We start from the raw sequence: 20730 nt of genomic DNA, 5'->3' as shown, positions 1-20730 counted from the left end.
CCGGTGGAGCGGATGATGCGGGACGCGAAGATCACCCAGATCTACGAGGGGACCAACCAGGTCCAGCGCATCGTCATGGCCCGCAACCTGCCGTAGCCGGACGACCGCCCCCGCTCCGGCCTCTGGCGCCTGCTCGTCGACGCCGACCGGCGAGACGGGCGGCGACCAGACGGTGGCGGAGCGGGAGTTGGAGCCGGCCGCGCGCCAGACCCGGCGGTGACGGGTAGGGTGCCGGACCATGGCCGAGCCGGACTTCCTCACCACGACCAGGGCGTTCTACGACGCCATCGCCGTCGACTACGCCGACCGCTTCCGCGACGAACTGGCCGGCGAGCCGCTGTCCCGGGCGGTGCTCGCGGCCTTCGCCGAGCTGGTCCGCGCCGAGTCGGTCCGTACCGGGCGCGCCGACGGCCCGGTGGCCGAACTGGGTTGCGGCCCCGGCCGGGTGACGCACCACCTGCACGGCCTCGGCCTCGACGTCCGCGGCATCGACCTGTCGCCGAGGATGGTCGAGCTGGCCCGCGCGACGTACCCCGGGCTGGACTTCACCGAGGGCTCGCTGTTCGACCTCCCGCTGCGGGACGGCGAGTTGACCGGCGCGGTCGCCTGGTACTCGATCATCCACACCCCGGCGGAGCGCTTGCCGGAGGTGTTCGCCGAGTTCGCGCGGGTGCTCGCCCCGGGCGGCCACCTGCTGCTCGCCTTCCAGGTCGGTGACGAGCCCCTGCGGATCGACCAGCCCTTCGGCCACCCGGTGGCGCTGGACTTCCGCCGCCAGCAGCCGGACCGGATCGCGGAGTTGGTCCGCGAGGCCGGACTGCGGCTCACCTCCCGCACGCTCCGTGAGCCGGAGGAGGGCGTGCAGCCGACCCCGCAGGCCTACCTGCTGGCCCGCAAGCCCGCCTGAGCCGCGCGGGGCGGCGGTGACAGCGGCATGACAGCGGTGCCGGTGGGATGTGAGAGGTCCGGCAGCGGGCGCCCCGAGTCTTGGTGACTGCACGTCAGTCCACCGAAACGGGAGGCCCTGCCCATGCCCCGACCCCGCCTCACCTCCGCCCTCAGAACCGGCGCCGCCGCAGCCGCCGGGCTGCTGCTGGCCGGTCTCGCCCCGGCCGCCTCGGCGGCGGCCGCCCCCGCAGGGCCGGTGCCCCGGCTGGACTGGCGGTCCTGCGTACCGGACTTCGACTGCGCCCGCGCCACGGTGCCGATGGACTACCGCGACCCGGCCGGGCGCACCGTCGAGCTGGCCGTCATCCGGCACCCCGCGACCGACCCGGCGCACCGGATCGGCTCGCTGTTCTTCAACCCCGGCGGCCCGGGCGTGCCCGGCACCCAGGCGCTGCCCGCCGTGTACGGGATGCTCCCGGCGCAGGTGCGGGAGCGGTTCGACCTGGTCAGCTTCGACCCGCGCGGCGTCGGCGACTCCACCGTGCCGCAGTGCTTCCCGGACGCGGCGGCCGAGCAGGGCCTGCTCGCCGGGCTGCCGGCCGGCTACCCGGTCGGCGCCGCCCAGGAGTCGGCCTGGGCGACGACGTACGCGCGCTTCGGCCGCCAGTGCGCCGACAACGAGCGGACCGGCCTGCTCGCCCACCTGTCCACCGCCGACACGGCCCGCGACCTGGACCTGCTGCGCGCCGCCGTCGGCGACCGCCGGCTGAGCTACCTCGGCACCTCGTACGGCAGCTACCTGGGCGCCACCTACGCCAACCTCTTCCCGACCCGGGTACGCGCGATGGTGCTGGACAGCGCCCCCGACCCGGTCGCCTGGTCCACCGGGCGCTCGCCGCAGCAGCGCGCCCTGCCGCCGTTCCTGCGCACCGGCAGCGACCTCGCCGGCGCCCGCACCCTCGACGCCTTCCTCGACCAGTGCGCCGACGCCGGCCCCGCCGCCTGCGCCTTCGCGGCGGCGGACCGGGACGCCACCCGCGCCAAGTTCGCCGAACTGCTCGACCGGCTGGGCCGGGCGCCGGTGACGCTCGGCACCCCGCCGGCGGCGGCCACCTTCGACCAGGCCTCCACCGCCTCCACCGTCCTGCCGATGCTCTACGCCGCCACCCCGGTGCCGAACGCCCCCGGCACCGGCTGGCCGGCGCTGGGCGGACTGCTCCAGCAGCTGTGGACCGCCGCCCCGGACGCCTCGGCGCCACTGCCGACCGGCGGCCAGCCCAAGCAGGCGCAGACCCTCGGGGCGCTCTGCGCCGACACCGTCAACCCGCCCGTCTCCGGTGCCGACCCGGCCGCCGACACCACGTACCCGGCGCTGTCCGCCCTCGCCCGGGCCCGTGCGGGCGCCACCGGCCCGTACCTGGTCTGGCAGAACCAGCGCTGCGCCGCCTGGCCGGCCGAGGCCGCCCGGGACCGCTACACCGGCCCGTGGAACCGGCCGACCTCCGCGCCGATCCTGGTCGTGGCCCTCACCGGCGACCCGGCCTGGCCCTACGAAGGGTCCCGCGCGCTCGCCGACACCCTCGCCCGCGGCCGCCTGCTGACCGTCCACGGCTACGGCCACACGGCGCTGGGCAACCCGAGCGCCTGCGCCTGGGACCGCGAGCAGCGGTACCTGGTCAGCGGTGAACTCCCGCCGCCCGGCACGGTCTGCGAGCCGGACCACCAGGCGTTCTAGCCAGGACGCTCTGGCGGTGCAGCCGCCGGAGTCGTGCGCGTGCGCGGAGTCCGTGCACGCGCACGCACCTCGGTACGATGAACGTCATGAACCGTGCCGACCTCTCCCTGGGCCCGCTGTCCGAGCAGGACCACGCCTTCTACGGTCTGGTCTGGGCCGGCACCACCCTCGCCGCCCAGGTGGACCGCGAGCTCACCCGGGTGCACGGGCTGTCGCTGTCCTGGTTCGAGGTGATGCTCTGGCTCAACGGGCAGCAGGAGCCGGTCGCCGCCTCCGACCTGGGCGCGAAGACGATGCTCAGCCGCAGCCAGGTCTCCCGGGTGGTCGACGCCCTGGCCGCACGCGGCCTGGTGGCCCGCACGCCCTCCGCCTCCGACGCCCGGTCGGTGCGGATCGAACTGACCGGGCAGGGTCGCGCCGCCTTCGCCGAGGCCGACGCCACCCGGCGGGCCGTCCTCGCGCCGGTCTTCACCGACCGGCTCGACGAGGGCGACATCGCGGCCCTGGAGGCGGTCTGGCGCAAGCTGAAGGCCTGAAGCCCCGAGCCCCGAGCCCCGAGCCCCGAGCCCCGAGCCCCGAGCCCCGAGCCCCGAGCCCCGGGCCCCGGGCCCCGGGCCCCGGGCCTCCGCGGTCTCGGCTACACCGCGTCGGCCTCCGCCGCCCCGGCCCGCGGCCGGCCGGAGGCGGTCGCGATCACCTCGTCCAGCACCTCGCGGGAGCGGAGCAGGTCGGTGATCATCCGGTCGATCCGGTCCCGTTCGGAGGCCAGTTCCTCGACCAGCAGCGGGGTGGCGATCTCGTTCGGGCCGCCGTCGGAGTCGCGCATGCAGGGGAGGATCTTGTAGATCGTGCGGCTGTGCAGCCCGGCCGCGAACAGCTCCTGGATCAGCACGACCCGGTCCACCGCCGGCTCCGGGTACTCCCGGTGCCCGCCGTCGGTCCGTCGGGCGACCAGCAGGCCCTGCTGCTCGTAGTAGCGCAGCGAGCGCTCGCTCACGCCCGTCCGTCGGGCCAGTTCACCGATCCGCATGCCGCCCACCCCGTCGCCGTGACCGAACGCTTGAACCCGACGGTGATGGTAGCTTCCGCGGCCCTCGCGCCGGCCGGATAACACGGGGCCGCCACCCGGCGCCGGGCCGGGGGTGACGCGCGTCGGCCGACGGGTCGTGCCATGATCCCTGCATGGCTTCCAACGTTTTCTTCGACATCGAGATCGACGGCGTTCCGTCGGGCCGCATCGTCTTCAAGCTGTACGACGACGTCGTCCCCAAGACCGCCCAGAACTTCCGCGAGCTCGCGACCGGCCAGAACGGCTTCGGCTACGAGGGCTCCGGCTTCCACCGCGTGATCCCGCAGTTCATGCTGCAGGGCGGTGACTTCACCAACCACAACGGCACCGGTGGCAAGAGCATCTACGGCGAGAAGTTCGCCGACGAGAACTTCAAGATCAAGCACACCCGCCCGGGCCTGCTGTCGATGGCCAACGCCGGCCGCAACACCAACGGCTCGCAGTTCTTCATCACCACCATCGTCACCGACTGGCTGGACGGCAAGCACGTCGTCTTCGGCGAGGTCGTCGAGGGCATGGACGTCGTGACGGCGGTCGAGAAGCTCGGCTCGCAGAGCGGCCGCACCTCGGCGAAGGTCACCATCGCCAAGTCCGGCATCGTCGAGTAGTCACCGGTTCATCGGTTCGAAACCGCACACCGCCCCGGCCGGGGAAGTCCGATCAGTCGACTTCCCACTCCGGGGCGGTGGCGTGTCCGGGGGCAGGGTAGCCCGGTGAGCGGGCGGGCGGGCCGGAACCGCGCAATCACTCCGTGTGCCGATCCGGTCGCTCTAGGCTCTCCGTGCGCGGTCGGAGCCGCGGCGAACTCGACACTCCGGCAAGGTGGTTCACCGATGGAACAGGACGCCGACGACGGCGCGGTGACGTACGAGCAGGTGACGGTGGTCTCGCTGGCCTCGTGCGAGCCGGTCAATCCGGCGCGGATCGCGGTGCGGGTCGCCTGCGAGGTCATGACGGTCAAGCGGGTGGCGGGCTACTGGGTGCGCTGGGACGAGCGCTGGGGGCCGGAGGAGATCCGCCACCACTCGCGCTGGGTGCCGGACGAGGAGTACGTGCGGCCGGGCACCGGCGGCGTGGACGGCGCGCTCACCGTGACGGTGGCCGCGTACTGGACGTACCGGGAGGGCGGCAGCCCGCGCCGGCCGGCCACGGAGACCGCGGTGGCCTTCCGGCCGGGCGAGGCCGAGCACGAGCTGGTGCTGGAGCGGCCCGACCCGCACCGCCCGGCGGCCCTGACCGTGCACCTGACCGGCGCCCGCTGGCTGGCGGGCGGCGAGGGGCGGCTGATCCACTACGGCTACGCGGGCGCCACCGAGGCCGCCGGCGGCGAGGGGGAGTGGCTGGTCCGCTTCCCCGAGTGCGGCACCGGCCTGCTCCCGCAGGCGGGTTAGGCGACCGCGGCCCGGGCCGACATCCACCCATGGTGTCGGCGCGGCCACTTCACGTCACGGCGGGCTACTTGATGTCCGGTACCGCGGTGTCGTTCTTGAAGGCGTCGAAGACCTGCTTGGACTTGGCGGCGTCCCACAGCACCGCCGACTCCCCGGTCTTGGTCCGGTAATCCGGGTTGCCGATCGGGACGGTCAGGGTCTTGCCGCCGCCGCCGTTGACGTCCTTCATGGCGAGGAAGAGCGAGCCGAGGTCGGTGAGGCCGGCGTCGTCGTCGACGATGAGGGTGCCGAGGGCGGAGTCGACCAGCGGGTAGAAGGTGAACGGGTTCAACACGGTGCCGGGGGAGGCCGCCTGGTGGGCGAGGGCGCCGAGGAACTTCTGCTGGTTGCGCATCCGGCCGAGGTCCTGGTCGGCCATCTGGTGGCGCTGGCGGACGAAGGCGAGGGCCTGCTTGCCGCTGAGGGTCTGGTCGCCGGCCTTGAGGTCGAGACCGGAGTCCTTGTCCTTGAGGTCCTGGTCGATGTGCATCTCGACGCCGCCGATGGAGTCGACGATGCCGACGAAGCCGGCGAAGCCGATCTCGGCGTAGTGGTCGATGCGGATGCCGGTGTTCAGCTCGACGGTCTGGACGAGGAGGCGGCCGCCGCCGTTGCCGAAGGCCGAGTTGATCTTCGAGGTGGTGCCCTTGAGGGTCTTGCCGCTGCTGCTCTTGTACTCGGGGATCGGCACCCAGGAGTCGCGCGGGATGCTCATCAGGGTGTTCCCGTTGTCCCCGACGTGCAGGATCATCATCGAGTCGCTGCGCTTGCCCTCGGTGTCGTGACCGGTGTGCAGGTCGTCCTGTTCCGAGTCGGTGAGGCCCTGGCGGCTGTCGGAGCCGACGATCAGCCAGTTGGTGCCCTTGCCGGCCGGCGGGCGGCCGGGGTAGTCGGCGAGCACGTTCTCGTGGTTGAGCTTGGAGTCGGCCCAGAACCAGGTCGAGACGGCGGTGACCATGACGGCGATCAGGAGGCCGAAGACCGACCACTTGACGATCCGGCGCCGCGGCCACCGCTTGGTCTGTATACCGCCCGGCTGGGCGCCGCCCGGGCCCCCGGGCCCACCCGGTCGTCCGGGACCGCCGGGACCGCCGGGACCGCCGGGGCCCCCAGGCCCACCGGGGCGGCCGCCGGGCTGCCCGCCCGGACCCTGCGGCGGGACGCCGCCGAGCCGGGACGGCTCCGGCTGTCGTGGCGCGGGCGCACCCGGCCCGCGCGGGTTCATCGACGACGGCAGCGGCGGCTCGGCCGCCGCGCCGCCCCCGCCGCGCCCGTACGCGCCGCCGTTGCCGCCGCCCCCATACGGGTTCCCGTCTCGGTACGGGTTCCCGCCGCCTCCCGGGCGGCCCTCCTGCCACGTGTTCATGTCGTCGAGGATGCCCGACCCCGCTCGTGCTGACTCCCCCCGGGGTACTCCACCAGGTCGCTTGTAGCAGTTTTGATGCACGGGTCGGATCGTTCCGCCGCAACTTCCGCGCGGCCGTACGACGGTGGGGACGGGCGGCGCGGGCGCCGGGTCGACGTGAGCCCGGTCACCACGCGTCACGTCACCCGCCGTTCAACTGGCGAAACGATTCTTGACCGGCTCGAACGCAGCGTGTTTGCATTTCGGGTATGGATCAGCGTTGGGCACTCACGCGTCGGCGGCACGTCGACCTGCGGCGTGGTGTGGCCTGTTCGCTCTGTCGCGGCTGAAGCGCGCCCACCGGATCACCTCGGCGTCACCCCACCCGCGCCGAGCACCTCACCTCGAACGCGTCGAGCACGCCGAGCACGCCGAGCACGCCGAGCACGCCGAGCACGCCGAGCACGCCGAGCACGCCGAGCACGTCGAAACACCTTCCAGGGCTCCGACCCGCAGCGGTCCTCCTGCGCCGCGTGGCGCCGCCCCCGCTTCCAGCCAAAGGTGAACCCCATGGCCACCGTCCTGTCCGTTTCCGGCTCCCCGTCCGCCACCTCCCGCACCACCCGCCTGCTGCGCCACGTCGACGCCGGGCTGGAGGCCCGCGGCCACCACGTCGTCCCGTTCGAGGCGCGCAGCCTGCCCGCGCACGCGCTGCTGTCGGGCGACTTCGACCACCCGGAGATCGTCGCCGTGACCGAGTTGTTCGCCCGGGCGGACGGCGTCGTGATCGGCACCCCCGTCTACAAGGCCGCCTACTCGGGCCTGTTGAAGGCCCTGCTGGACGTGCTCCCGCAGTACGCGCTGGCCGGCAAGGCCGTCCTGCCGCTGGCCACCGGCGGCTCGCCCGCGCACGTGCTGGCGGTGGACTACGCGCTGCGCCCGGTGCTCAGCTCGATGGGCGCCGGCCACATCACCCAGGGCTGGTTCGTGCTCGACCGCCACATCACCACCGGGGAGGACGGGACGACCCTGGTCGAGCGCGAGACCGACGCCCTGCTGGCCCCGGTCGTGGAGGGTTTCGCGCAGGCCCTGGAGCGGCTGGCCGTACCGGCGCTGACCGGCTGAGGAACCGGGGCCCGGGCCCCGTACGGGGCGTCCCCGAGACGGGGCGCGGCACCCCTTAGGGGGAGGGGCGCCGCGCCCCGTAGATCCTTGGTTGGACGGCTTCATTCCGGCGGATGACGAGAGCGCCCGCTGTTCCTCCTAACGTTGTGGACGTCCCCGCTCGTGCCGACGAGGGGCGAGGTTCTCCCGGGAACCGGCGCCCGCCGGGCCCGGTGGGTGGGGTCAACTCCCGGTCGACGACCCTTCCCGCGCCATGCCCGCGTCCTGCGGCATGCCCGCGCACGGAGGGCCGGCCGGGGTCGACGGTCGGGCCCACTTCTTAGGAGACTCCAGTGACGACGGCAGCCACAGCCGTGTACGACCCCCAGCTTCCCGGCGGCGCGCCCGCCGTCGCCGCCGCGGCCCGTCAGGTCAGCAAGGCGTACGGCGCGGGCGAGACCAGGGTCACCGCGCTCGACGCGGTGGACGTCGACATCCAGCGTGGCCGCTTCACCGCGATCATGGGCCCGTCGGGCTCCGGGAAGTCGACCCTGATGCACTGCCTGGCCGGCCTGGACACGGTCAGCGGCGGGCGGATCTGGATCGGCGACACCGAGATCACCGGACTCAAGGACAAGCAGCTGACCAGGCTGCGCCGGGACAAGATCGGCTTCATCTTCCAGGCGTTCAACCTGCTCCCGACGCTGTCCGCGCTGGAGAACATCACGCTGCCGATGGACATCGCCGGCCGCCGGCCGGACCAGGCCTGGCTGGACCAGGTGGTGGAGACCGTCGGCCTGGCCGGCCGGCTCAAGCACCGCCCGGCGCAGCTCTCCGGCGGCCAGCAGCAGCGCGTCGCGGTGGCCCGGGCGCTGGCCGCCCGGCCCGAGATCATCTTCGGCGACGAGCCCACCGGCAACCTGGACTCCCGGGCCGGCGCCGAGGTGCTCACCTTCCTGCGCCGCTCGGTCGACGAACTGGGCCAGACCATCGTGATGGTGACCCACGACCCGGTCGCCGCGGGCTACGCGGACCGCGTGCTCTTCCTCGCCGACGGCGTGATCGTCGACGAGATGCACGCGCCCACCGCCGACTCCGTCCTCGAACGCATGCGCCGTTTCGACGGCAAGCGGACCAGCTGAGCGGGCGGGACGGGACAGATGCTGCTCAAGACCGCTCTGCGGAGCTTCTTCGCCCACAAGGGCCGCATGGTGCTCTCCCTGATCGCCGTGATGCTGTCGGTCGCGTTCGTCTCCGGCACCCTGGTCTTCTCCGACACCGCGACCAGCACCTTCGACAAGCTGTTCGCCGCGACCGCCTCCGACGTCTCCGTCCAGCCGCCCAAGCCGGCCGAGGACGACGACCAGCAGGCCTCCGACAAGCCGCGGACCGTCCCGGTGGCGGCCGCGCAGCAGGTCGCCGCGGTGCCGGGGGTGAAGTCGGCGGTCGGCCAGGTCATGGTCGAGAACGCGACCCTGGTCGACCCGGCCACCAACAAGCTGGTCGGCCCGACCTCCGGCGCGCCGACCCTGGTCGGCAACTGGACCGAGACCCCGCGCAGCGCGGTGCACCTCACCCAGGGCCACGCCCCGCGGAACGCGGGCGAGTTGGTGCTGGACGCGGACACCGCGAAGAAGGCCGGGCTCGGCCTCGGCGCCAAGCTCCGGGTCGACAACGCCGACGGCCGGCACGAGTTCACGATCTCCGGCATCGCCTCCTTCACCACCACCAACCCCGGTGCGGCGCTGGCCTTCCTGGACACCCCGACCGCCCAGCAGGTGCTGCTCGGCGAGCAGGCGTACACCTCGGTCGAGGCGTTCGGCGACGGCAGCCGGGGCAACGACCGGCTCAAGGCCGACGCCCTGGCCAAGCTGGGCGCCGGCTACCAGGTGAAGACCGCGGCCGAGCAGAAGGACGAGAACACCAAGAGCATCGGCAGCGGCCTCGGCTTCATGAAGAACGCGATGCTCGGCTTCTCGCTCATCTCGGCGTTCGTCGGCTGCTTCCTGATCATCAACACCTTCTCGATGCTGGTCGCCCAGCGCACCCGGGAGATCGGCCTGCTGCGCGCCATCGGCGGCAGCCGCCGGCAGGTGAACCGCTCGGTCCTGGTCGAGGCGCTGATCCTCGGCGTGCTCGGCTCGACCCTCGGGGTCGCGGCCGGTCTGGGCATCGCGGTCGGCCTGATCAAGCTGATGAACGCGATCGGCATGAAGCTCGACGCGGGCGACCTGAAGATCGGTCCTACGGTGTTCCTCGCCGGGTACGCCCTGGGCATCGTGGTGACCCTGGTGGCGGCCTGGGTCCCGGCCCGCCGGGCGAGCCGGATCGCGCCGATGGCCGCGCTGCGCGACCACGGCACGCCGGCCGAGGGCCGCGCCAACCTGGTCCGCACGGTGGTCGGCCTGGTCCTGACGGCGGGCGGCGGCGGTCTGCTGGTGCTGGCCGCGCAGGCGGAGAAGGCGGCCACCGGCGGTCAGTACCTGGGTCTCGGCGTGCTGCTCACCCTGGTCGGCTTCGTGGTGCTCGGCCCGCTGCTGGCCACCGCCGTGGTGCGGGTGCTGGGCGCGCTGCTGCCGGCGCTGTTCGGCCCGTCCGGCCGGCTCGCCCAGCGCAACGCGATGCGCAACCCGCGTCGTACCGGGGCCACCGCCGCCGCGCTGATGATCGGACTGGCGCTGGTGATCGGCTCCTCGGTGTTCAGCGCCTCGACGGTCACCTCGGCCAACGCGCAGATCGACCGGTCGGTGGGCGCGGACTACATCGTCCAGGGCGGCCGCACCTCGATCACCCCCGAGATGCTGGACGCCGTCCGCCGGACCCCGGGCATCGACCACGTCACCACCCAGAAGTCCTTCGGCCCCAAGCTCCAGCTGCCGGACGGCCGGAGCGTGAAGACCAACCTCACCGCCGCGCCGCCCGCCTTCTTCGGCACCGACTTCCACCTCCCGGTCACCGCCGGTTCGGTGGACGCGATCGGGCGGGGCGAGCTGGGGATCGGCGAGGCCTTCGCGAAGGACCACGGCCTGAAGGTCGGCGACCAGGTGACCGTCGCCTACGGCAAGGGCCGCACCCAGGTGCTGCCGGTGGGCGCCGTGTTCGCGAAGGGCTCGCTGTTCGGCGACGGCTCCTTCGTCGACTTCGACACCATGGCCAGGGCCGTGCCCGCCGCCGAGCAGCCGCCGGTCTGGACGTTCTTCGCCAAGGCCTCCTCCGGAGCCGACGTCGCGAAGACGCTGACCGCCCTGGAGGGCGCGCTCAAGGAGTACCCGCAGCTGACCATCAAGGACCAGGCCGGCTACAAGGAGGTCGTGCAGTCCCAGGTCAACACCCTGCTCTACCTGATCTACGGCCTGGTCGGCCTCTCCATCACGGTCGCCGTGCTCGGGGTGGTCAACACCCTGGCGCTGTCGGTGGTCGAGCGGACCAGGGAGATCGGCCTGCTGCGGGCGATCGGGCTCTCCCGCCGCCAGCTGCGCCGGATGATCCGGCTGGAGGCCGTGGTGATCTCGGTGTTCGGCGCGGTCCTGGGCACCGGGCTCGGGCTGGCCTGGGGCGTCACCGCCCAGCGGGTGCTGCGCGACCAGGGTCTGGCCACGCTCTCCGTCCCGACCACCACGCTCGCGGTGACGCTGGTCTCCTCGGTGGTGATCGGGCTGGTCGCCGCCCTCGTCCCGGCCTTCCGGGCCGGGCGGATGAACGTCCTCGCGGCCATCGCGACGGACTGACCGGGGCCATCGCGACGGACCGACCGCGGCCGTCACGACGGACCGGCCGGGCGGCGCGGGCCGCAGGACCCGGCGGTGGGGGGGGCCGCCGAGGGGGGGAAACGGGGGGCAGGGGCCGGGTGCGGGCAGCACCCGGCCCCTGCGGCACGGGCCGCCCCCGGCCGACTGAGATGATCGTCCGATGTTCGCCCCGGATACCCCGGACGCCCCGCCGCTGCCCAGCGCCGCGCCCCTCACCGCCGCCGCTGCCACCCGCTGGCGCGCCGCCCGCACCGCCTGGCGCCTGGACGGCCGCTGGCCGGCGCTGCTGCCGGCCGCCTTCGTCATCCTGGCCACCGCGGTGGAGCCGACCCCCGGCGACTGCAACGTCCAGGGCGTCTGCCGGGACACCTGGGGCTCCTCGCTGGCCGCCTGGTCGGTGCTCGCCGAAGTGGTCCTGCTGGCCGGCCGGTTCCGCGGCCGGGCGCTGGTCCCGCCGGCCGTCCTCGCGGTGCTCTGGTACGCCCCGCACGGCCTGGTCACCCCGCTCGGCCGCTGGACGGCCGTCCTGGTCCACCTGCTGCTCTCCGCCGCGCTGATCGGCGCCGAGCTCGGCCGCCGCCGCGCCCGCCAGCAGCTCGACGAACTGATGGCCCCGCCCGTCCCCTTCCCCTGGACCGCCGCCGGAGCGCCCTCACCCGTCCACCCCGACGGCCCGCCGGTGCTGCGCCGCGCGCTCGGGGGCCTGCTGCTCGCCGCCGCCCTGGCGTTCCCGCTGTACGGGCTGTGGGGGCAGGCCCGGCAGCAGGCGAGCGCCGAACGGGCCGACCAGGTCACCGGCACCGCGGGCGACACCGACCAGGACGGCGTCCTGACCGTCCGCTTCCACCCGCCCGGCGGCGGCCCGGAACGCACCGCCCGGCTGGACGTCTGGTGGGCCCGGCCGCCGCAGCCCGGCGAGGCCGTCCCGCTGCTGGTGGACGGCGCCGCCGTCCGCGCCGTCGGCGACGACTACGACCTCACCGGCGCGCTGACCGCCGGCGGCCTGCTCGCCCTGCCCGGATTGCTGCTGCTCGGTTCGGCCGCCACCGCGAACGCCCGCCGCTCCCGGCCCTCCTTCGCGGGCTCCGCGCCCGCCCTCGCCGTCCGGGTCCGCGCCGACGCCCGGGGCGACCTGCTGGTGCAGCCGCTGGACGGCCCGCCGGACGGCCCCGCGCTCTGGCGGCTGGTCGAGGGCGACCGCTACCGCTGGGCCCGCTACGGCGCCCCGGGCGGCGAGGGCCCGGCCTGGGTGCCCGAACACCTGGAGACCGAGGACGACGACGCCGACCACCTCGATCTCGAGGTCTCCTACGACGAGGAAGAGGAGGAGCTCGGGGACGTCTTCGACCGGCTGACCCCGGAGCAGGCCGCCGCCTGGCTCGCCCGTGCCGGCCGGAGCGTGCCGGCCGTGCTGTACCGGGGGCCCGACGGGCCGGAGCAGCAGCTCCTGGTCCGCCCCGGACTGCTGGACCACGACCCGCGGTGGGTGGCGGCCGTGGTCGCCCCCGCCGCCCGGGCCCCGCGGCCGGGCCGGCGCACCGAGGGCTACCGGGAGCGGGAACTGGCCGTCGCCGCCCTGACCGCCGAGACGGTGGCCGCCGCCCCCTCGGCCGGGCCGGACGCCGAACCGGTGCCCGCCCGGCGCTGGGAGATGCCGCTGCCGCTGCGGGCGGTGGCCGGTCCGGTGCCCGCACTGCTGCTCGCGGGCCTCGTCGTGCTGCTCGGCAGGAGCGGCTGGTGGGGCGGGCTGGTGCACCCGCTCCTGACCGGCACGGTGGCGATCCTCGCCTGCGGCCGCACCCTCTCCTGGCAGATGGTCGTCGACCGGGACGGCCTGCGGATGGCCACCGCGCTGCGCACCCGGACCTTCCGGTGGCAGGAGATCAACGCGGCCGCGGTCCACCGCAACCTGCTCACCGTCCAGCTGCGCTCGGGCGAGGAGGTCACCGTCGGCAGCCGCCCGGCCGCCTGGCTGGCCGGACACTTCGGGGACCGCTACGACCCGGTGGAGCTGGCCCGGGCCGTCGCGACCGCCGCCCACCGGCCGGACCTGCGCCCGCACCGGTCGCTGCCGGACCGGCTGGGCGGCCCGCAGCACCTGCTGAACCGGTTGTCGCTGGCCGGCTACGCGCTCTTCACCGTCGTTCACCACCTGCTCTGAACCTGCGCCGAACCTGCACCGAACCCGCGCGGCCACCGCCGAACCCCGCCGGGGGCGCCCTCCCGGGCTCCGTCCCGTCCTCCGGAAACCGCCCGTTCCGACCCGGCTGCGGGCCCGTACGGGGAGCGGAGTACGGTGGGCGTGATCAAGGAGCCCAACCGGGCGTCGCGGGCTGCGTGCAGCGGCCCGGACCGGGACAAGACGGAGACGTGTCCGCACCGGTACGGTTGGCCCCGATGAACACCAAGGCTGCTGAGGAGCTGCCGGCTGTCTCCGTGATCATGCCGGTGCTCAACGAGGAACGACACCTGCGGACGGCGGTCCGGCGCATCCTGGACCAGGAGTACCCCGGGCCGATGGAGGTGGTGATCGCCCTCGGTCCGTCCACCGACCGGACCGCGGAGATCGCGGCCGAACTGGTGGCGGAGGACCCGCGGGTACGGACCGTGCCGAATCCCACCGGTCGCACCCCCGCGGGGCTGAACGCCGCGATCCGCGGCTCGCGCCATCCGATAGTGGTGCGCGTGGACGGCCACGGCCTGCTCACCCCCGGCTACATCACCACCGCGGTCCGGCTGCTCGACGAGATGGACGCCGCCAACGTCGGCGGCATCATGCACGCCGAGGGCGAGACCGAGTGGGAGAACGCGGTCGCCGCCGCGATGACCTCCAAGATCGGTGTCGGCAACGCCGCCTTCCACACCGGCGGCCTGGCCGGCCCGGCGGACACCGTCTACCTCGGGGTGTTCCGGCGCGAGGTGCTGGAGAAGCTCGGCGGCTACAACGAGGAGTTCATCCGCGCCCAGGACTGGGAGCTCAACTACCGGATCCGCCAGGACGGCGGGCTGGTCTGGTTCACCCCGCAGCTCAAGGTGACCTACCGGCCCCGGCCGTCGGTGAAGGCGCTGGCCAAGCAGTACAAGGACTACGGCCGTTGGCGCCGGGTGGTCACCCGCTACCACCGCGGCTCGGTCAACCTCCGCTACCTGGCCCCGCCGACCGCCCTGCTGGCCGTCACCCTCGGGCTGGTGCTGGGCGTCGCCGTCCACCCGGCCCTCCTCGCGGTGCCCGGCGCCTACCTGCTGGGCATCCTCGGCGGCGGGCTGGTCGGCGGCCGCGGCCTGTCCTTCAAGGCCAGGGCGATGCTGCCGGTGGCGCTCGCCACCATGCACCTCAGCTGGGGCTTCGGCTTCCTCACCTCGCCCCGCTCACTGGCCCGCCGGGTGATAGGCAGCGTCGGACCGGCCGCCAAGGACGTGCTCTCCAGGGCGAGCTGACGCCGACCCGGCAGGGTTCGTCCGACAATTTCCGCCGGGCGCGCGAATTGTCGGACGAATCCTGAGAGTCGAGCCCGCGCCGCTATCGTCGGTGCGCATGGCGACAGTTGAGGGCGGGCCCGGCGCGGCCCGGATCGAGCCGAGCGCGGACGTCGACGAACGGGCCGTCATCGGCGCGGGGACGACGGTCTGGCACCTCGCCCAGGTCCGCGAGGACGCGGTGATCGGCACCGAGTGCGTGATCGGCCGCGGCGCCTACGTCGGCCCGGGCGTCCGGATCGGGGACCGGGTCAAACTGCAGAACCACGCGCTGGTGTACGAGCCCGCGCTGGTCGAGGACGGGGTGTTCATCGGCCCCGCGGCCGTCCTCACCAACGACCGCCACCCCCGCGCGGTGACCCCGGACGGTCGGCCCAAGCGTCAACAGGACTGGTGCGCCGAAGGAGTGACGCTCCGTCAGGGCTGTTCGATCGGCGGCCGGGCGGTCCTGGTCGCCGGGGTGACGGTCGGCCGCTGGGCGCTGGTCGCGGCCGGCGCGGTGGTCCACCGGGACGTCCCGGACTTCGCCCTGGTCGCCGGCGTCCCGGCCCGCCGGATCGGCTGGGTCGGCCGCGCCGGCGAGCCGCTGGAGCCCGCCGGCGACGGCCGCTGGCACTGCCCCCGCACCGGCGAGCACTACCGGGAGACGGACGGAACCCTCGCGCCGGCGTAGGGCCTGACCACTCGGCGCACACGTCCTACTTGGCGCACGCGTCGGTGTCGTCCGCCTGCACCCGCTGGAGGTCCTTCGGCGCCTCGGTCGGGGCCGCCGCCGGAGCGGCGAGGACGTCCTTGCCCAGCACCAGCACCAGCGGGCCCTTCGGATCCGCCTTCGGGTCCGGCCGGACGGCGTCGCCCGGCAGGCCGAGCGCGGCGGCCAGGGCGGCGGCCGCGGCGTCCTGCCCGGCCGGGAAGGACACCGCGGTGGTCGCGGTGACGGGCGCGTCGGGGGCGGTCGTGGCCTTGGCGAAGCCCTTGCTGCGGAGCTTGTCCACGGTGGGCCCCGACTGCCCGCGCGTCCCGCTGCCGTTGCGCACCGTCACCCGGACGTCCTTGGGGTCCACCGTCGGGGCGGCGGCGGTCGGGGCCGCCGCCGCGGTCTCCGGTGCGGCCGTGGCGGCGTCGGCGGGCGCGGCGGTCTCGGTCAGCGAGCGGTCGCCCGCGACCATCGAGAACAGCTGCCCGGCGTCCGGCTGCTTGAGCACCAGCCGGTCCTTGTCCTTGGGGTCGTCCAGGACCGGCACGGTGGCGAAGGTGATGTTCTTGGTGTCGACCTTGCTGAGGTCCAGCGCGAGGTCCTTGAGCTTGTCGACGCTGCCGATCCCGGAGTCCACGGTGAGCGCCTTGGTGGCGGCGTCGGCGAGCTTGTAGAGCTTGCTCGGGCTGGTCAGGGTGTCGTCGCTCTTGATCTTGCGGATCATCGAGCTGATGAACTGCTGCTGGAGCGGGATGCGGGTGAGGTCGCCCCCGAAGCCGACGGCGTGCCGGGTGCGGACGAAGGCCAGCGCCTCGTCGCCCTGGACCACGTGCCGGCCCTTGCTCATCTTCAGGTGCGAGTCCGTGTCGTTGATGTCCTTGGCCGCGCAGACCTCGACCCCGCCGACGGCGCTGGACAGCGTCTTCACCGCCTCGAAGTTGACCTGCACGAAGTGGTCGACCCGGATCCCGGTCATCTTCTCGACGGTCTTCCAGGTGCAGCCCGGGTCGCGCCCCTCCTGGCCGAGGCTGTTGTTGAACATGTCCCGCGCGGAGCCGGGGATCTTCTTGCCGTCGCTGCTCTGGCACTCCGGGATCGGCACCATCAGGTCGCGCGGGATGCTGATCGCGGTCGCGTTGGAGCGGTCCTTGGAGATGTGGAACAGCAGCGTGGTGTCGGCGTGCCCGGCGCTGCCCTCGTCGCCGTACTCGCGGCCGAGGCCCTGCCGGCTGTCGGTGCCCAGCACCAGGATGTTGAGCGCGTCCCCGGCGGCCTTGGGCCGCTCCTCCTCGTTGCCCAGCTGGACCTTGACGGAGGTCAGGTTGCTGTTGAAGTGCTGGTACAGGTAGTACGCCCCGCCGCAGCCCGCGACCATCACCAGGGCGCCGGCCCCGGCGGTCCACTTGAGCGCCCGGCGGCGCCGGGTCCGCTTGGCGGCGGCGGCCGCTCGGCGCCGGGAGTCGCGGCGGCCCGGCCCGGGGGTGCCGGCGGTCCCGGTCCCGGACTCGGTGGCCGGCGTCTCCTCGGCGGCTCTCCGTTCGGCCGTCCGGCGGCGCTGCCCGGGGATTCCGGCGGCCGGGTCGAGGCGGTACTGGCCGGTTTCCGGGTCGCGCGTCCACTGGTCGGCGGGATCGACCTCCGGTTTGTCCTGCTGCACGGGGGTTCCCTACCTCCGACCGGTCACGGCTCCGGCTCGCCCGTTCGGCGGGCCGATCCGGACACACTAGACGAGCCGAACGGCGGAATCCTTCCGGTGTGATCTGCGCCATGTTCAGGTAATGGCTGGGTAAAGTCCCCTGGGTGTGCGGGATTTCCGGAAAACCCGTGCCGACCTGCGGCGCAGCCGCGGTCAGTGCTGCGCGCAGGCGTCCACGTCGGCCGTGCGTCCCTCGAAGGTGGGCGAGGCGTCCGCCGAAGGTGACGCCTTCGCCGCAGCCCCCGCAGCCCCCGCAGCCCCGTCCGACCCCGCGCCCGTACCTGCACCCGTCGCCACCGGGCTCGGGCTCGCACCCGCCCCGACCCCGACGCCCGCCCCGGCCCCGGCACCGACACCGGCACCGACACCGGCCCCGGCGAAGGCGCTCGGCGACGGCGCCGAACCGGGCGGCCGGACGGCGACCGACCGGTCGTCCCGCAGCGCGGTGAACAGCTGGGTGGTCTGCGGCTGCACGAACTCGTCCCGGTCCGAGTCGTACCGGTACGGGCGGCGCGGCGCGGTCAGGAGCACCACATCCGCCGAGGGGATGTCCCGCAGGTCCTGGGTGAGGTCGTACAGCGCCCCGAGCGAGGACAGCCCGCCGTCCGCCTTGACCGAGGAGGTGGCCGCGTCCAGCACCGGCCACAGCCGCGCCGGGTTCAGCAGCACGCCCTGCGACTGCACCTTGCGGACCAGCGCGGCCAGGAACTGCTGCTGACGGCCCATCCGCTGGGTGTCGCTGCCGTCGCCCAGGCTCTCCCGGGCCCGGACGTAGCCGAGTGCCTGCTCGCCGTGCAGGGTCTGCCGCCCGGCGGGCAGGTCGAGCCTGGCGTCCTTGTCGTGGATCGCCTGCGGGACGCACACCTCGACCCCGCCGATCGCGTTCACCATCGTCTTGAAGCCGTTGAAGTCGAGGATCACGTAGTGGTCGATCCGGATGCCGCTGAGCTGCTCGACGGTGCGGATCGAGCAGGCCGCGCCGCCCATCTCGAACGCCCAGTTGAACTGCATCAGCCCGGCCTTGCTGCGGGTGCCGTCCGGCTTCTCGCAGACGGGGACGGTGACCATGACGTCGCGCGGGAGGGAGACCGCCGTCGCGTGCTTCCGGTCGGCGGCCAGGTGCAGCAGGATCGTGGTGTCCGAGCGCTGGGTGCCCGGCTCGCCGCCGTACGAGGAGTTGGTGCCGGAGCGGTCGTCGCTGCCGATCAGCAGGATGTTCTCGGAGCCCTTGGCCCCGGCGGTCCGGCTCGGCCGCTCGGCCTCCAGCCGGGCGAGCAACCGGTCGGTGGCCGAGTCGGTGCGGATGTTGCCGTCCAGCTTGCGGTAGGCGATCCAGAGCAGTGCCCCGGTGGCGACCAGCAGGAACGCGACGACGCCGGCGGTGATCATCAGCCACCGCCGGCGCCGACGCGGGTGTTCGGGTTCGGAAGGGTGCGCATCCGTCGGGGGCGGGTCGGTCGGGGGGTGCGCGGTGTCGTCCTCGGCCATGGCAGGGATCCCTACCCGCCCGGTCCGACCCGGGGGTTACCCGAGGCGCAGTGTCACCCGTTCGGATTCGGTCCGCTTCTCCCACTGCTCGGGTTCGAGCCCCTGCGAGTTGCGGCACAGCACCACCGAGGCGCCGGCCGCCAGCGGCGCCAGCAGGCCGGCCTCCAGACCGGTCCAGTCGTCGAACGAGAGGGTGGACAGCACCCGGTCGCCGGGCTTGAGCCCGAGCCGGGCGGCCCCCTCCCGGGCCAGCGCGACGGTCTGCTCGCCGGTCAGCTTCAGCGGCAGCCCGTCCACGGCGGTCTCCAGCGCGTGGCCGTCCGGGGCGACGGGCGAGTACGGCGCGAAGCGGTCGCCCTGGCCGGGCACCTCGGCGGCGTAGTCGAGGAAGCCGTCGGGGCGCTGCGGGAAGCGTCCGCCGAGCGGGCGCAGGGCCAGGGCCACCCGCTCGCCCTCGCAGGCCTGGGCGGCCGCCAGTCCGTCCGGACCGCTGACCACCAGGTCGGCGTCGGCCGGGTCGCCGCCGGGCACCGCCGTCACCCCGACCGACCAGCAGGCCAGCAGCCAGACGGCGCTCTGCCAGTGGGCGGGGAGCAGCAGCACGGCCCGGTCGCCCGGGCCGGCGTTCAACTCGTCCTGGAGGAGGTTGGCCGTCTTGGCCACCCAGTTGTCGAAGGTCCGGGCGGACAGCTCCACCCGTTCGCCGGTGGCGTCGTCGTAGAAGGTGACCAGCGGGGCCGCGGGATCGACCGTGGGCGTGCCGCCTCGCAGATATGCGTGCAGCAGTTCGACGGGGGTGCGGGCATCGGCAGCGAAATGCGCAGTCATGGTGCGCCCCAGCCTACGGCCTTCGAGTGGGCCGTCGGGAGGGGTGGCGGACCGGGCGCGAGGCGGCGTGGCGAGCGGCCCGATTTGCCGCCACCATCCGGTTTATGCGCCTTTCCCTCCCGGCCGCCGTGCTCGCCGGCTGCACCGTCGCCCTGCTCCTCCAGCCCGCCGCCACCGCCGGCCCGGCCGACCCCGACGGCGCCCGGCGCCGCGGCTCCGCCGGCGGCGGGTCGGTCACCTCGCTGCCGCTCGGCCCCGGCCCCGCCCTGGCCCCGCGCACCACCCGGCCGTTCGAACTCCTCGGCGTCGGCTGGGACGGCCCGGCGGACGCGCTGGCCGGCGGCGCCGTCCGGGTCCGCACCCGGGACGCGGCCACCGGCCGCTGGGGCGACTGGCACGACCTGGAGGCCGACACCGAGGACGGCCCCGACCGCGCCCCGCGCGGCGCCACCGCGCCGCTGTGGACGGGTCGCAGCGACGGCGTCGCCGTCGAGGTGCGCCCCGGCCCCGCCGGGCCCCCGCCCGGCCTGCGGCTCGACCTGGTCGACCCCGGCCAGGGCGCGCCCTCGCCCGCCGCCCGGGTCCTGCCCAGCCGCCCCGCCGACGGCCACCAGGCCCCGCGCCCCGCCATCGTCGCCCGGGCCGGCTGGGGCGCGGACGAGTCCCTGCGCGACCGGACCTTCGAGTACACCGGCCCGGTCCACGAGGTGTTCATCCACCACACCGCCACCGCCACCGACTACGCCTGCTCCGACGCCCCCCGGGTGATCAGGTCGATCTACCAGTACCACGTTCAGAGCAGCGGCTGGCGGGACATCGGCTACAACTTCCTGGTCGACCGTTGCGGCACCGTCTACGAGGGCCGGGCCGGCGGCGTCGACCTGCCCGTCCACGGCGCCCACACCCTCGGCTTCAACACCGACTCGGCCGGCGTCGCCGCCATCGGCACCTACGTCGGCGACGCCCCGCCCCAGCCCCTCCTGGACGGCCTGGCCGCCATCGCCGGCTGGAAGCTCGGCCTCGCCGGCCACCCCGCCGACGGCCGCACCAAGCTCACCTCCGCCTCCGACGCCAGCCGCTACCCCAAGGGCACCGTCGTCGACTTCGACGCCGTCTCCGGCCACCGCGACGCCTTCAACACCGAATGCCCCGGCAACGCCCTCTACGCCCGGCTCCCCGCCCTCCGCACGGCCGCGGCCCACCTCCAGGCCCCCTGACGCGCCG

The 20730-nt window shown here is 74.3% G+C and carries 18 protein-coding genes; 13 read left to right on the top strand and 5 right to left on the bottom strand.

Translation table 11 applies throughout. The features are described 5' to 3' along the window. From AB0O19_RS36330 to AB0O19_RS36315, 4 genes are all read left to right on the top strand, one after another. A partial coding sequence (locus tag AB0O19_RS36330) for an acyl-CoA dehydrogenase family protein (RefSeq protein WP_157849844.1) occupies positions 1 to 96 on the top strand: 96 nt, incomplete at its 5' end. 142 nt (positions 97 to 238) lie between these two features. After that, positions 239 to 907, top strand: a complete 669-nt coding sequence (locus tag AB0O19_RS36325; protein ID WP_363625815.1) for a class I SAM-dependent methyltransferase — start codon at positions 239 to 241, stop codon at positions 905 to 907. Positions 908 to 1030: 123 nt separating this feature from the next. After that, on the top strand, positions 1031 to 2623 hold the full coding sequence (locus AB0O19_RS36320; protein WP_363625813.1) for an alpha/beta hydrolase: 1593 nt from the start codon (positions 1031 to 1033) through the stop codon (positions 2621 to 2623). 86 nt (positions 2624 to 2709) lie between these two features. Further along, a complete protein-coding gene (locus AB0O19_RS36315) occupies positions 2710 to 3159 on the top strand; it encodes a MarR family transcriptional regulator (RefSeq protein WP_363625811.1) in 450 nt (149 codons plus the stop codon). A 101-nt stretch (positions 3160 to 3260) separates the two neighbouring features. Here the strand turns inward: AB0O19_RS36315 and AB0O19_RS36310 are convergent, their stop codons facing one another. Continuing rightward, positions 3261 to 3653, bottom strand: a complete 393-nt coding sequence (locus AB0O19_RS36310) for a MerR family transcriptional regulator (protein ID WP_363587630.1) — start codon at positions 3651 to 3653, stop codon at positions 3261 to 3263. 152 nt (positions 3654 to 3805) lie between these two features. Between AB0O19_RS36310 and AB0O19_RS36305 the strand changes: the two genes are divergently transcribed. Further along, positions 3806 to 4300 carry a peptidylprolyl isomerase gene (locus AB0O19_RS36305; protein WP_363625809.1) on the top strand — a complete coding sequence of 165 codons (495 nt, stop codon included), beginning with the start codon at positions 3806 to 3808 and terminating at the stop codon, positions 4298 to 4300. Positions 4301 to 4525: 225 nt separating this feature from the next. After that, positions 4526 to 5083 carry a hypothetical protein gene (locus AB0O19_RS36300; protein ID WP_363587626.1) on the top strand — a complete coding sequence of 186 codons (558 nt, stop codon included), beginning with the start codon at positions 4526 to 4528 and terminating at the stop codon, positions 5081 to 5083. Between the two features lie 64 nt (positions 5084 to 5147). Here AB0O19_RS36300 and AB0O19_RS36295 read toward each other — a convergent pair whose 3' ends face one another. Then, complete coding sequence (locus AB0O19_RS36295; protein ID WP_363587624.1) at positions 5148 to 6080, bottom strand: LCP family protein; 933 nt, start codon at positions 6078 to 6080, stop codon at positions 5148 to 5150. A 957-nt stretch (positions 6081 to 7037) separates the two neighbouring features. Between AB0O19_RS36295 and ssuE the strand changes: the two genes are divergently transcribed. The 6 genes from ssuE to AB0O19_RS36265 all read left to right on the top strand — a co-directional run bounded on the left by ssuE (position 7038) and on the right by AB0O19_RS36265 (position 15470). Continuing rightward, positions 7038 to 7592, top strand: a complete 555-nt coding sequence (gene ssuE, locus AB0O19_RS36290) for an NADPH-dependent FMN reductase (RefSeq protein WP_363587622.1) — start codon at positions 7038 to 7040, stop codon at positions 7590 to 7592. A gap of 353 nt (positions 7593 to 7945) precedes the next feature. Beyond that, positions 7946 to 8713: an ABC transporter ATP-binding protein gene (locus AB0O19_RS36285; RefSeq protein WP_363625818.1), complete on the top strand. Its 768-nt coding sequence runs from the start codon at positions 7946 to 7948 to the stop codon at positions 8711 to 8713. An 18-nt stretch (positions 8714 to 8731) separates the two neighbouring features. Beyond that, complete coding sequence (locus AB0O19_RS36280; RefSeq protein WP_363625808.1) at positions 8732 to 11299, top strand: FtsX-like permease family protein; 2568 nt, start codon at positions 8732 to 8734, stop codon at positions 11297 to 11299. Between the two features lie 181 nt (positions 11300 to 11480). Next, on the top strand, positions 11481 to 13481 hold the full coding sequence (locus tag AB0O19_RS36275) for a hypothetical protein (RefSeq protein WP_363625806.1): 2001 nt from the start codon (positions 11481 to 11483) through the stop codon (positions 13479 to 13481). Positions 13482 to 13717: 236 nt separating this feature from the next. Beyond that, positions 13718 to 14758 (top strand): glycosyltransferase family 2 protein, encoded by a 1041-nt coding sequence (locus AB0O19_RS36270; protein WP_063349120.1) that lies wholly within the window; start codon positions 13718 to 13720, stop codon positions 14756 to 14758. Between the two features lie 97 nt (positions 14759 to 14855). Next, the gene (locus AB0O19_RS36265; protein WP_363625804.1) at positions 14856 to 15470 is read left to right on the top strand and encodes an acyltransferase; all 615 of its coding nucleotides are present in this window, start codon (positions 14856 to 14858) and stop codon (positions 15468 to 15470) included. Positions 15471 to 15495: 25 nt separating this feature from the next. Here the strand turns inward: AB0O19_RS36265 and AB0O19_RS36260 are convergent, their stop codons facing one another. The 3 genes from AB0O19_RS36260 to AB0O19_RS36250 all read right to left on the bottom strand — a co-directional run bounded on the left by AB0O19_RS36260 (position 15496) and on the right by AB0O19_RS36250 (position 19506). Then, positions 15496 to 17151, bottom strand: a complete 1656-nt coding sequence (locus AB0O19_RS36260) for an LCP family protein (protein WP_363625802.1) — start codon at positions 17149 to 17151, stop codon at positions 15496 to 15498. Positions 17152 to 17343: 192 nt separating this feature from the next. Then, positions 17344 to 18579, bottom strand: coding sequence for an LCP family protein (locus AB0O19_RS36255; RefSeq protein ID WP_363625817.1), 1236 nt, complete (start codon positions 18577 to 18579; stop codon positions 17344 to 17346). Between the two features lie 135 nt (positions 18580 to 18714). After that, positions 18715 to 19506: a TIGR03089 family protein gene (locus AB0O19_RS36250; protein WP_363587608.1), complete on the bottom strand. Its 792-nt coding sequence runs from the start codon at positions 19504 to 19506 to the stop codon at positions 18715 to 18717. A gap of 104 nt (positions 19507 to 19610) precedes the next feature. Here AB0O19_RS36250 and AB0O19_RS36245 point away from each other — a divergent pair, with 104 nt between their 5' ends. Next, positions 19611 to 20723: an N-acetylmuramoyl-L-alanine amidase gene (locus AB0O19_RS36245; protein ID WP_363625800.1), complete on the top strand. Its 1113-nt coding sequence runs from the start codon at positions 19611 to 19613 to the stop codon at positions 20721 to 20723. Positions 20724 to 20730: the final 7 nt, after the last annotated feature.

This window comes from Kitasatospora sp. NPDC091276 (genome assembly GCF_040684355.1).
Taxonomy (GTDB): domain Bacteria; phylum Actinomycetota; class Actinomycetes; order Streptomycetales; family Streptomycetaceae; genus Kitasatospora.
This window is presented reverse-complemented; position numbering and strand designations above follow the sequence as displayed.

What these genes read in the sequence shown, in the direction of transcription:
- AB0O19_RS36325 (WP_363625815.1), top strand. Translation starts at nt 239, where the DNA reads ATGGCCGAGCCGGACTTCCTCACCACGACCAGGGCGTTCTACGACGCC.
- AB0O19_RS36320 (WP_363625813.1), top strand. Translation starts at nt 1,031, where the DNA reads ATGCCCCGACCCCGCCTCACCTCCGCCCTCAGAACCGGCGCCGCCGCA.
- AB0O19_RS36315 (WP_363625811.1), top strand. Translation starts at nt 2,710, where the DNA reads ATGAACCGTGCCGACCTCTCCCTGGGCCCGCTGTCCGAGCAGGACCAC.
- AB0O19_RS36310 (WP_363587630.1), bottom strand. Translation starts at nt 3,653, where the DNA reads ATGCGGATCGGTGAACTGGCCCGACGGACGGGCGTGAGCGAGCGCTCG.
- AB0O19_RS36305 (WP_363625809.1), top strand. Translation starts at nt 3,806, where the DNA reads ATGGCTTCCAACGTTTTCTTCGACATCGAGATCGACGGCGTTCCGTCG.
- AB0O19_RS36300 (WP_363587626.1), top strand. Translation starts at nt 4,526, where the DNA reads ATGGAACAGGACGCCGACGACGGCGCGGTGACGTACGAGCAGGTGACG.
- AB0O19_RS36295 (WP_363587624.1), bottom strand. Translation starts at nt 6,080, where the DNA reads ATGGTCACCGCCGTCTCGACCTGGTTCTGGGCCGACTCCAAGCTCAAC.
- ssuE (WP_363587622.1), top strand. Translation starts at nt 7,038, where the DNA reads ATGGCCACCGTCCTGTCCGTTTCCGGCTCCCCGTCCGCCACCTCCCGC.
- AB0O19_RS36280 (WP_363625808.1), top strand. Translation starts at nt 8,732, where the DNA reads ATGCTGCTCAAGACCGCTCTGCGGAGCTTCTTCGCCCACAAGGGCCGC.
- AB0O19_RS36275 (WP_363625806.1), top strand. Translation starts at nt 11,481, where the DNA reads ATGTTCGCCCCGGATACCCCGGACGCCCCGCCGCTGCCCAGCGCCGCG.
- AB0O19_RS36270 (WP_063349120.1), top strand. Translation starts at nt 13,718, where the DNA reads ATGAACACCAAGGCTGCTGAGGAGCTGCCGGCTGTCTCCGTGATCATG.
- AB0O19_RS36265 (WP_363625804.1), top strand. Translation starts at nt 14,856, where the DNA reads ATGGCGACAGTTGAGGGCGGGCCCGGCGCGGCCCGGATCGAGCCGAGC.
- AB0O19_RS36255 (WP_363625817.1), bottom strand. Translation starts at nt 18,579, where the DNA reads ATGATCACCGCCGGCGTCGTCGCGTTCCTGCTGGTCGCCACCGGGGCA.
- AB0O19_RS36250 (WP_363587608.1), bottom strand. Translation starts at nt 19,506, where the DNA reads ATGACTGCGCATTTCGCTGCCGATGCCCGCACCCCCGTCGAACTGCTG.
- AB0O19_RS36245 (WP_363625800.1), top strand. Translation starts at nt 19,611, where the DNA reads ATGCGCCTTTCCCTCCCGGCCGCCGTGCTCGCCGGCTGCACCGTCGCC.